The organism is Christensenella sp. (assembly GCF_034927525.1).
In the GTDB taxonomy this organism is placed as follows: domain Bacteria; phylum Bacillota; class Clostridia; order Christensenellales; family Christensenellaceae; genus Christensenella.
The window spans coordinates 1-10,507 of the sequence record NZ_JAYFPU010000338.1 but is presented as its reverse complement, the minus strand read 5'-3'; the positions used below and the strand labels follow the sequence as shown (position 1 = coordinate 10,507).

General features: G+C 49.9%; 9 protein-coding genes. All 9 read left to right on the top strand.

The genetic code is table 11. The features are described from left to right. Positions 1–1,403, top strand: a 1,403-nt coding sequence (gene abc-f, locus VB081_RS13570; protein ID WP_323401314.1) for a ribosomal protection-like ABC-F family protein, incomplete at its 5' end; no start/stop codon positions are given. Positions 1,404–1,467: 64 nt separating this feature from the next. Then, on the top strand, positions 1,468–2,577 hold the full coding sequence (gene tgt, locus VB081_RS13565; RefSeq protein ID WP_323401313.1) for a tRNA guanosine(34) transglycosylase Tgt: 1,110 nt from the start codon (positions 1,468–1,470) through the stop codon (positions 2,575–2,577). A gap of 480 nt (positions 2,578–3,057) precedes the next feature. Continuing rightward, entirely contained in the window at positions 3,058–4,209 is a 1,152-nt protein-coding gene (locus VB081_RS13560) for a substrate-binding domain-containing protein (RefSeq protein WP_323401312.1), read from the top strand. 124 nt (positions 4,210–4,333) lie between these two features. Further along, positions 4,334–5,818 carry a sugar ABC transporter ATP-binding protein gene (locus tag VB081_RS13555; RefSeq protein WP_323401311.1) on the top strand — a complete coding sequence of 495 codons (1,485 nt, stop codon included), beginning with the start codon at positions 4,334–4,336 and terminating at the stop codon, positions 5,816–5,818. Positions 5,819–5,847: 29 nt separating this feature from the next. Next, positions 5,848–6,846 (top strand): ABC transporter permease, encoded by a 999-nt coding sequence (locus tag VB081_RS13550; RefSeq protein WP_323401310.1) that lies wholly within the window; start codon positions 5,848–5,850, stop codon positions 6,844–6,846. 18 nt (positions 6,847–6,864) lie between these two features. Next, positions 6,865–7,392 carry a VOC family protein gene (locus tag VB081_RS13545; RefSeq protein ID WP_323401309.1) on the top strand — a complete coding sequence of 176 codons (528 nt, stop codon included), beginning with the start codon at positions 6,865–6,867 and terminating at the stop codon, positions 7,390–7,392. 18 nt (positions 7,393–7,410) lie between these two features. Then, positions 7,411–8,244, top strand: a complete 834-nt coding sequence (locus tag VB081_RS13540) for a sugar phosphate isomerase/epimerase family protein (RefSeq protein ID WP_323401308.1) — start codon at positions 7,411–7,413, stop codon at positions 8,242–8,244. 254 nt (positions 8,245–8,498) lie between these two features. Beyond that, positions 8,499–9,311, top strand: a complete 813-nt coding sequence (locus VB081_RS13535; protein WP_323401307.1) for a DeoR/GlpR family DNA-binding transcription regulator — start codon at positions 8,499–8,501, stop codon at positions 9,309–9,311. 26 nt (positions 9,312–9,337) lie between these two features. Continuing rightward, on the top strand, positions 9,338–10,507 hold a 1,170-nt coding region (locus VB081_RS13530; protein WP_323401306.1), incomplete at its 3' end, for a sugar ABC transporter ATP-binding protein.

Sequence of the window (10,507 nt, the reverse complement as noted above, 5' to 3'; positions counted from 1 at the left end):
GCTTTGTGATGGATACGGACTGGCAGCTGGGGCTTACGGGCCGTAACGGATGTGGAAAAACGACGTTGTTAAGACTTTTGAAGGGTGAACGGGAATATGCGGGCAGGATACAATCGGATGTGGCGTTCGATTATTTTCCGTTTGCATGTAAAGACCCTCTTGATATGACGATCGATGTGATTATGGATACATCGGGGTGTGAGCAGTGGGAAGCAGCTAAGGAAGCGTCGCTGTTGGAGCTTACGGAGGACGCTTTGTGGAGGCCGTTTGGGACGCTGAGCAATGGGGAGCAGACAAAGGTGCTTTTATGTGCGTTGTTTTTAAAGCCGGGCAATTTTTTGTTGATCGACGAGCCGACAAACCATCTGGATGCGCGTGCGCGTGAGGTGGTCGCGCGATACTTAAGCGCTAAGAAAGGATTTATCCTCGTATCGCACGACAGGGTGTTTCTGGACGGCTGTATCGACCATATCATGTCTATCAACAGGGCAGATATCGAGATACAGAGCGGGAATTATTCTACATGGAAGCAAAACCGCGAACAGCAGGACAAAAACGAGCTGGCGCGCAACAGCGAACTGAAAAAGGAAATCAGACGCTTAAGGGAGACTGCACAGCAGAAGGCGGACTGGTCGGACAAGGTAGAAAAAACGAAAAAGGGGACGCGCGTTGCGGGACTGCGGCCGGATCGGGGCGCAATCGGGCACAAGGCCGCTAAGATGATGAAGCGTGCCAAGACGGTCGAAACACGCACACAGAAGGCGGTGGAAGAAAAGGAAGGCCTGCTGAAAAACATTGAAAAAGCGGATACGGTTATGCTAAAACCACTTGCATACCATGCCGCGCAGCTCGCGGCGCTCGACCGTGTGACGATCCGGTATGGTGAAAAAGAGGTATGCGGGCCGCTGAGCTTTGCGATCGGCAGGGAGGAGAGGATTGCCCTGCTGGGGAAGAATGGCAGCGGAAAGTCGAGCGTGCTCAAGCTTTTGATGGGAGAGGATATCCCGCATACGGGGAAGTGCGTGGTCGGCAAGAATGTACAGCTATCGTACATCCCGCAGGACACTTCGTTTTTGCGCGGCGGCCTTGACGCCTTTATTGCGGAGCATGCGCTTGACGGGACGCTGATACGCACGCTTCTGCGGAAGCTTGGATTTGCGCGGGAACAGTTTGAAAAACGGTTAGAGGATTTGAGCGCAGGACAAAAGAAGAAGATACTGATTGCCAAAAGCCTGAGCGAGTCCGCGCACTTATATATCTGGGACGAGCCTCTCAACTTTATCGACGTGATCTCGCGCATACAGGTGGAGGAGCTGCTGCGCGAATGCGGCGCGTCTATGGTCTTTGTGGAGCACGATGCGGCATTTGTACAGAATGTGGCGACGCGGCAGATACAGTTGTAAGTAAATTTACTTTTGGGGAGCCATCTGGTAAAATAAGACGGATGAAAAGCAAACGAGGTAAAGAATGAATTTTGAATTTACAGTTGAAAAACGGGACAGCGGCACGCGGGCGCGTACGGGCGTCCTCAAGACGCCGCACGGTGAGATAAAAACGCCGGTTTATATGCCGGTAGGAACACAGGCTACCGTTAAGGCGATGACCAACGATCAGGTGCTTGCGGTGGGCGCGCAGATCATTTTGGGGAATACATACCACCTATATATGCGGCCGGGGCATGAGCTGATCCGCGAAGCGGGCGGACTGCACAAATTTATGAACTGGAAAAAGCCGATCCTCACGGACAGTGGCGGCTTTCAGGTGTTCAGTCTGGGCGACCTGCGTAAATTAAGCGAGGAAGGCGCGGCCTTCAGGTCGCATCTTGACGGATCAAAGCATATGTTCACACCGGAAAAGGTAGTGGAGATCGAGGAAGCACTGGGGCCGGACATTATGATGGTGCTCGACGAATGTACGCCGTATCCGGCAGATTTTGAATATACCAAGCATTCTATGGAGCGTACACACCGCTGGGCGCAGCGGTGTAAGGAGGCGCAAACAAGGGACGATATGGCGCTGTTTGGCATTGTACAGGGCGGCATGTACCCGGAGCTGCGCGCAAGGAGCGCGGAGGCGATCGCGGAAATGGACTTCATCGGCAATGCGATCGGCGGACTTTCTGTGGGGGAACCTAAGCCCATGATGTATGAGATGCTCGATGTGGTCAACAAGATATTGCCGGAGGAAAAGCCGCGCTACCTGATGGGCGTTGGCTCTGCGGACTGCCTTGTGGAGGGTGTTGCACGAGGTGTGGATATGTTTGACTGTGTGCTGCAAACGCGCATTGCCCGTAACGGGACGGCGCTGGTGAGGGAAGGGAAGCTTGTGATCCGCAATCAGGAATACGCAAAGGATTTCCGCCCGATCGACGAGAACTGCGACTGTTATGCGTGCAGGAACCACACGAGGGCGTATATCCGCCATCTTGTGAAGACGAATGAGATTTTGGGGGCGATATTGCTCTCTATTCATAATACGCGTTTTACGATACGGTTGATGGAGGAGATACGTACGCACATCGAAGAAGGTACGTTTGAAGAATTCCGGCAGAAATTTATGGCTGCATACCGCGCATAGTGGAAAGTAGAGACAAAGCAAAGAAAACATCTACAAAATTTAATGTAAAAAATCCGCGAAGTTTGAAGCTTTAATGCAAGCGAAGAATATGCGGATTTTTTGTTGGAAAAATACATAAAACTGCTATATTTAGCTGTTTTAATGAAAAAAAGCAAAAATCTGCACCTGCAAATATGCTTTCGAAACGAAAAAACAAATAAAAAAGATGAAAAACAAATAAATAAACATATTGACATTCAAAAGTGAAAATGATATATTTGTTTTACAAGAAAAAGCAAATATCAATCGAACGCAACATTTACAGCGACAAGCTCTGAAATGAATTCAATATATATGGATGCAGCATTGGCAGGACGTGGTTTTGCCACAATATTTCTTTGCCTAAAACAAGGTCTTTCAGCCCTTTTGATGTAGTGCGCGCATTGCTCCTTAAGGGGCAAATAAAATAATAAGTTCAATATACGAGGAGGAAAAGAAAAGATGAAAAAAAGATTTATGGTTACCGCAGTATGCTTATTGCTTGCTGTAGTAATGCTGGCAGGGTGTACGGCTGCACCGGCGGCATCTTCTGCACCTGCATCGCAGGAACCGGCAGAGACATCAGAAGCTCCGGCAGAAACTTCAGAGGCTCCGGCAGAGACATCGGAAGCTCCGGCGGCATCGGACAATGGCGCGATCGTAAGCGACAGCAGCAATGTGTCACTTGACGATTATACGCCGGCAAAGAAGGAATACAACTTCTACCTTACGTACAAGCTTGTACATCCGTGGTGGGACGCTGTAGGCCTGGGACTTGAAGAAGCGCAGAAACAGTATGCTGACAAAGGCATCACGATCAACTATGAATATACTGCTCCTGTTACGCCGGACGCAACGGATCAGGTAAGCAGACTGGAACAGGCTGCGGGCAGAAACTTTGACGTGATCGGCGTTGACGTAAACGACATCAAGATCGTTACGCCCACCATCAACAACCTGATCGATCAGGGCGTAAAAGTAATGACATTCTCGAGCTCTGACGCAACGAAGGAAGACGGCTGCAAGCGTATCGCTTATGTCGGTAACACGCACAACAAGCAGGACGGTGCAGACCTTGCGGAAATCCTTGCTGAAAAGATCGATTACAAAGGACAGGTCGCGGCTCTTGGCGGCACGATCGGTGCTCCCTGCCATGAAGACCGTATTGCCGGCTTCAAAGAAGTGATGGAAAAATATCCTGACATCGAAGTAGTTGAGATCCAGTATGACAACGACCAGGTGGAACAGGCTCTGACATATGCAGAAGGCTTCCTGCAGAAATATCCTGACCTTAAGGGCATCTTCTGCAACAACATGGGCAACCCGATCGGCGCTGCGCAGGCTGTACTTGACGCCGGCAAAAAGGACGACATCGTCATCGTTGGTATGGATCATGACAAACGCGCTCTTGAATATTTGAGAGACGGCGTGATCTCTGCCCTTGGAGTACAGGATTGCTTCAAGATGGGCTTTGACACGATCCAGACAGCGATCAAGATCGCAGACGGCTTAGAGCCCGGCGACGCATATCCGGAACAGACACAGGAAAAGACGACGATCATTTATCCGGAAGGCGCACAGCATCTCCTTGATATGCTGTATCCTGAATCTTAATGGTAGTCAGATAGCAGAAGAAACATAAGAATGATCTTTTGGGCAATGGCCCCGCCCCGCGAACTTGCGGGAGCGGGGCTGCGGCTCGGAAGAAATGATTTAGGAGCCATGTTGGAGGACGCTTATGTCTGAATTTATTTTAGAAATGAAAGGAATCGTCAAGGAGTTCCCTGGAACGCTTGCCCTCGACCACGTAGATTTCAGCGTGAGGCCGGGCGAGATCATGGCGCTGATCGGTGAAAACGGCGCTGGAAAAAGCACGCTGATGAATGTGCTGATGGGAATCCACCAGCCAAACGAAGGCGAGATATTGCTGGAAGGAAAGACGATCGAAAACAAAACGCCAAGGGAAGCGCTTGATAAGGGGATCGGGATGGTTCCGCAGGAGCTTAACTTGGTAGGCGATATTTCTATCGCGGAAAACATTTTTTTGGGAAGCCATCAGAAAAAGAATGGCGTGATCGATTGGGAGAAAACATACGAAAAAGCGGAAGAAGCGCTAAAGCAGCTTGACGTGGAAATGGATCCGCGTAAGAAGGTGAGTGAGATATCGGCGGCTTACCAGCAGCTTGTATCCATTGCCCGGACACTGATTGCGGGATCGCACATTATTATTTTCGACGAACCGACCGCATCATTAACTTTGAATGAAACGCAGCACTTATTTAATAATATACGTAAACTGAAAGCGGCTGGAAAGTCCATTATTATCATTACGCACCATCTGGACGAGGTCGAGGAGCTTTCCGACCGCGTGAGCATTATGCGCGACGGCAAGCTGGTGAAGGTCGGCAATACGGCCGATATGCCTATCGATGATATGATCTTTCATATGGCGGGCGAGCATGTGGAAAAGACAGCAAAAGAGGAGCGCAAATATTCGGAAGAGGAATTTTTTGCGGTTTCTGATTTTTCGCGCAAGAAGGAATTTGAGGATATCAATTTTTCGGTGCGCAAAGGCGAGATATTCGGTGTGGCGGGACTTGTGGGCGCAGGCCGCACAGAGCTTTTCAGCTGTATTTATGGGCTGACAAAGCGCGACAGCGGATCCGTCAAGATGGAAGGAAAAGAAATCGACATCCGTTCTCCGCACGAAGCGATCGCTATGGGGATCGGTCTTGTGCCCGAAGAACGGCGCAAGCAGGGGATGTTTCCCGTGATCCCGGTTTATGAAAATATTATGCTGCCCTCTTATGATAAAAACAAAAAGGGCGTGGTGATCGATTTTACTGCGGTCAAAAAGGAATCGGACGAATACATCAAAAAGCTCCGTATCAAAACGCCGTCGGGCAACGTCCCCATCAAGAGCCTGTCGGGCGGTAACCAGCAGAAGGTCATTCTTGCGCGCTGGATGGAGAAAAAAGTCAAATTGCTTATTTTGGACGAGCCGACGCGCGGCATCGACGTTCGTGCCAAGGGCGAGATTTATAAATTGATCCGGGAAATGGCCGATACGGGTATCACGGTCATCGTTATATCTTCAGAAATCGAGGAATTGCTCACGATTTCAGACCGGATGATGATCATGTTCAACGGAAAGGTGAAGGGCATCATTACGCCTGACGATACTGTGGAACGTGAGGATATACTGAAGATTGCACTGCAATAGTTCCGTGATTGATTAAAGGAGAGAACAAAATGGAAAGTTTAGGGAAGAAAAGCTTTGCCCAGACGCTGGGAAAAGGAGTGAAATCGATTTTCACCTCCACGGCAGGCGTGGTATTCGTCGTAACGATGCTGATCACGCTGTTTGTCAATATTGCCACAAACGGTAATTTTTATACGGCTTATAATATTTCTACGTTTACCCGTACGGCATGCTTTACGATCATCGTCGGCTTTGCGCAGACGCTGGTATTGCTCTTGGGAGGAATCGACCTTTCGGTAGCGAGCGTTGCAGGCCTTGCAAGCATGGTCTTTGCGATGCTGGTGCTGGTGATGGGGGTAGACCCGTATGTCGCGATCGCGATCGCAATGATCGCAGGCATCGGTATGGGTGCTCTCAATGGTATTTTTATCTGCGGATTGGGGCTTACGCCTTTTATCGTAACGCTGGCGACGAGCTCGCTGTTTAAGGGGATCGTATACGTGGCGACGCAGGGCTTCCCGCTGACGGGTATCCCGGAGTCTGTCACAGTGATCGGTCAGGGATCGCTGGGAGGAATCCTTCCGTACCCGGTCATCATTATGATCGTGCTGGCTGTGGTTTTGATCTTCATACTCAAGTTAACGAGCTTCGGCCGTCACATCTATGCAGTCGGCGGAAACGAGGAAGCATCCAAGATCGTGGGTATCCGCGTGAACAAAACCAAAATGGGCGTTTATTGCATGGCCGGACTTTTGTCGGCGATCGCGGGCGTGCTTATGGTACTGCGCATGGGCTCCTCGCAGGTCAACATCGGCGAGAACTGGGTCATGCCTTCTATTACGGCGGCTGTCCTTGGCGGTACGTCTATGAATGGCGGCAGCGGGGGCATTGGAGGAACTATCGTCGGTGGATTTTTGATGGCGACGATCTCTTACAGTATCAGCCTGCTGGGCATTTCCTCTTACTGGGATCAGGTGGTTACAGGGCTTGTGGTATTGATCGCCATTTCGATCGACGCGATCCGCCGCAAGAAACAGGCAAGCGTATAACGAAAGGAGAACGAAGCAATGACATATCAGGAACTTTTGGAGCACAATAAAAAAAGAACGGTCAAGCAGCTGGCTTTTTTGACGGACGACATCGACAAGGCGGTCAGGCTGTGGGTGGATAAGCTTAACGTAGGGCCGTGGACGATCTATAAATTCTCCAGCGAAACGATGAAGGATTTCCATGTGAACGGGGAATTGGTGACAGAGCCGTTTGAATTTGAGGTAGCGCTTTCCGACATCGGAGATACGAACATCGAGCTTATGATGCCGGTGAAGGGACCGAATATCTACGGAAAATTCCTTGCGACCAAGGGAACGGGATTGCATCATTTTAAGGAGCATATCACGGACGAAAACATGGAAGCTTATATTGCGGAAATGAAAGAAAAAGGGATGGATGTGATCCAGAGCGGCTGGTGCGGCCCTGACTTCCACGCGTACATCAACACGGAACCGGTGATGGGCTTTAACTATGAGCTGGGAAACTGTCCGGAAACGATCGATATCCCGGAGGAATACATTCGCTATTATCCGGAAAAAGACTGAGCGTAAGGAGAGACGGCTATGAAATACGGGATTACACAATGGAGCTATCCGGGCAATGGGATCTACGCCATGAAATATGTGGCGGAGGCCGGCTATGACGGCATGCAGATCGAGCTCGGGGGTCTTGACAACGGTTACTATATGGGCGAGAAAAAGGTGCGGGACGTATATATGGAAGAAGCGGAGCGCTACGGGCTCGCGTTTCCGTCGATCGTCCTCAATGACCTGATGTACCACGGCCTGATGGGAGACAAGCAGGGCGAGGATTTCAAAAGCTGTATGTATGCGCAGGATTTGATTTTGGAAACAGCGCAGGATATGGGACTTGATTATGTGATGCTTCCCTTCTTCTTTGAATCGGAGATCAAGACGGATGAGGATTTTGAGCGTGCGGTGACGTACATCAAAGAGATATGCGATAAAGCAAAAACGCGCGGGATCAAGATTGGCGCGGAAACGGCGCTCAACTGGGATAAACAGATCGAACTGCAGGACGCGGTGGCGGCAGATAATCTGGATTGCTTCTTTGACACACAGAACTACATGTGGTACGACGGATATTCGCAGACGGAGAACCTTAAGAAGCTGTACCCATACTTAGGAGACCAGCTGCATCTGTGTGACGGAAGCGATACGCGCGCAAATGGAGGAACGAACGGCGGTATGCTGTTAGGACAAGGCGCGGGCGAGTTTTTGGCGCAGATGGACATTCTGAGGGACAACAAATTCGACGGATGGATGATCCTTGAGAACATCTATACGCGACCGGCGCTTTATGAGATGAAAGACGATCCGTTTATATTATCCCAAAAAGAATTGGCGTATGTAAAAGATATTGTTTCAAAGTGGTAAACAGATAACGACAGCTTCATACTTTCTTCCAAACCTTTATAACAGAGCAGGAAACCGGTGAAACAGACGGTCTCCTGTTTTGTATTTACGGGATTTCGGGTCGAAAAATAAAAAAGAATAATGAATCCACTGAAGAACATCAAAAAGATTTGGCGGATTTGTTTTCGAAAAGAAAAAAGAAATAAAAACCAATACTGTAATTCTATGAAATATGGTATAATTTACAATAAAAAGCAAGGTATGGAGATAGGTGCATGTTTAAAGCGGCGCGTCTGGCAAAAATTAAAGAAGTGATCCTCGACCGGGGACAGGTGGACGTCAGCACTTTAAGCGCTTTGCTCAATGTTTCGGACGTTACGATCCGCAGCGATTTGGAGCAGCTTGAAAAAGAGAAGTTCGTATATCGCACGTACGGCGGCGCGGTACTGAATGAGGATCATGTGAAGCAGCAGTCCATGCAGGACAGCGTGACGGGTGCGTCGCTCGATTATGACAAGAATAAGGAACTGGTTGGGCAGATCGCGGCTGATATGGTGCGCGACAATGAATGGATATTTTTGGGGCCGGGCACGACGTGTTATTATGTGGCGAAGGCGCTTTTAAACCGTGAAAATGTGAACGTGGTGACCAACAACCTGTATGTGGCGGGCGCGTTGGCGCAAAATCCGAAATCGAACGTGATGGTGACGGGCGGTACGATGGTGCACAGTGAAATGTCGCTGACCGGAGACCTTTTTTCCAAGTTTCTGAAGAACATTTTTATTGCGAAAGCTTTTATCGGCGTGGGCGGCGTAGACTTTGACAGCGGATTTACGGTTTCCAACACGCTGGAATCGAACGTATACCAGAAAATCAAAAAAATTTCCAAAGAACTGATCGTTGTGGCCGACCAGACGAAATTCGGACATACTTCGCTGACGAGCATTGGGCCGCTTACAACAGTGGACGCAGTGATCACCAATGACGATATACCAGAAGACTACAAATCATATTTTTTTCAGCAGGGTATCAAGATATTTACGTCATACCGAATCAAGCCTTCCTCTATCAAGGGCGTGGCCGAATAAGGCCTGAATAACAAGGAGTGTGCAACATGCCGCAAGCGGTACTCAAGATGGTAGACATATGCAAATCCTATCATGAGATTCGCGTTCTTTCCGGGATCAATTTAGAACTTTATCCCGGCCAGATTTGCGCGCTTTTGGGGAGCAATGGCGCGGGCAAGAGCACACTTACGAAAATCATGACGGGCGAAGTCCGCATGACGAGCGGAAAAATTTGCATGGATGGCAAAGAAGTGGACATCAGTTCTCCGCACGCGGCGAAAAAGCTCGGCATTATCAGCTGTCCGCAGGAGGTCACTATTTTCGGCGAGCTGAGCGTCACGGAAAATCTTTTTATGGGCAGCGAGATCAAGAATAAGGGCGTGCTTGACTGGCACGCGATGGAAAGCGAAACGCATACCGTGTTATGCAGGCTGGGCATCGATGTGGAGCCGCGGCGCAAGGCCGCCCGCCTTTCGATGGCGGAAAAATATTTACTGCAGTTTGCGCGTACGCTTATTCGTGATTACAAGGTGATCGTCTTAGACGAGCTTACGGACTCGCTTACGATGGCTGAGGTGGAGTGCCTGTACTCACTGCTCAACGAACTCAAGGAACGCGGCGTGGCGATCGTGTATATCACACACCGCATCGAGGAAGCGCGGAAGATATCCGACCGGATCACCGTGATGAAGGACGGCGAGATCGCGGACTCCGTTGTGCCGGAGGCTGCGGAGCGCGATGATATCGCGCAAAAGATGCTGGGAGAGGATATCAAGGAGCACTATCCAAAGCTTTCCGTACCAAGAGGAAACGTGATTTTAAAGGCGAGCGGGCTGCGTAACAAGCTGGTGAGCGATATCAGCTTTTCACTTCGCAGCGGCGAGGTGCTGGGCATTGCGGGGCTTGTCGGCTCTGGACGTACGAACCTGTTAAAGGCCATCGTGGGGCTGGATAAGCTTGACGAGGGAAGCGTAAGCGTGGCTTCTGCGGGAAAAAACGGCGACGGCATGCGCGCAAATATTGGGTTTATTCCGGAGAACCGTGATACGCAAGGGCTTTTTATGGATATGTCTGTGGCGCAGAATATTACGATCAAGTGCCTTGACGGGGTATCGAAGGGGCGGCTTATTCTGCCGCGCGACGAAGAGGAAAAGAGCTGGGATTATATCGAACGGCTGGGCATCAAGCCGAGAAACGCACGGCAGAAGGTGCGCTAT

What these genes read in the sequence shown, in the direction of transcription:
- VB081_RS13560 (WP_323401312.1), top strand. Translation starts at nt 3,058, where the DNA reads ATGAAAAAAAGATTTATGGTTACCGCAGTATGCTTATTGCTTGCTGTA.
- VB081_RS13550 (WP_323401310.1), top strand. Translation starts at nt 5,848, where the DNA reads ATGGAAAGTTTAGGGAAGAAAAGCTTTGCCCAGACGCTGGGAAAAGGA.
- VB081_RS13555 (WP_323401311.1), top strand. Translation starts at nt 4,334, where the DNA reads ATGTCTGAATTTATTTTAGAAATGAAAGGAATCGTCAAGGAGTTCCCT.
- VB081_RS13545 (WP_323401309.1), top strand. Translation starts at nt 6,865, where the DNA reads ATGACATATCAGGAACTTTTGGAGCACAATAAAAAAAGAACGGTCAAG.
- VB081_RS13540 (WP_323401308.1), top strand. Translation starts at nt 7,411, where the DNA reads ATGAAATACGGGATTACACAATGGAGCTATCCGGGCAATGGGATCTAC.
- VB081_RS13535 (WP_323401307.1), top strand. Translation starts at nt 8,499, where the DNA reads ATGTTTAAAGCGGCGCGTCTGGCAAAAATTAAAGAAGTGATCCTCGAC.
- tgt (WP_323401313.1), top strand. Translation starts at nt 1,468, where the DNA reads ATGAATTTTGAATTTACAGTTGAAAAACGGGACAGCGGCACGCGGGCG.